This is a genomic window from Vibrio splendidus, assembly GCF_001557875.1.
GTDB lineage: Bacteria > Pseudomonadota > Gammaproteobacteria > Enterobacterales > Vibrionaceae > Vibrio > Vibrio splendidus_F.
The window spans coordinates 1-363 of the sequence record NZ_LNRF01000043.1; the positions used below are offsets into that span (position 1 = coordinate 1).

Below are 363 nucleotides of genomic sequence, written 5' to 3' on the forward strand. Positions count from 1 at the left end.
GGAGGACGCTCACCACTTTGTGGTTCATGACTGGGGTGAAGTCGTAACAAGGTAGCCCTAGGGGAACCTGGGGCTGGATCACCTCCTTATACGAAGATATTCACGATAAGTGTCCACACAGATTGATATGTTTAAACAGTTAAGAGTAACCTATGTCCCGTTCGTCTAGAGGCCTAGGACACCGCCCTTTCACGGCGGTAACAGGGGTTCGACTCCCCTACGGGATACCATCTTTAAGCACATTTATTTAAGTGTTTTTAAAAATGGTTCATTTTATTGAATCAAGCTCTTTAACAATTTGGAAAGCTGACTGATTGATTACTTACGAGTAATTCAATCAAATTTAAAAGTTCTCAATGTTTA

The 363-nt window shown here is 41.6% G+C and carries 1 tRNA gene and 1 rRNA gene; both read left to right on the forward strand.

Annotation, left to right across the window (positions count from 1 at the left end):
• Window positions 1-89: ribosomal RNA gene (locus ATB74_RS23520) — 16S ribosomal RNA — on the forward strand; the annotation flags it as partial.
• Window positions 90-154: 65 nt separating this feature from the next.
• A tRNA-Glu gene (locus ATB74_RS23525) sits at window positions 155-230 on the forward strand.
• The last annotated feature ends 133 nt before the right edge of the window (window positions 231-363 follow it).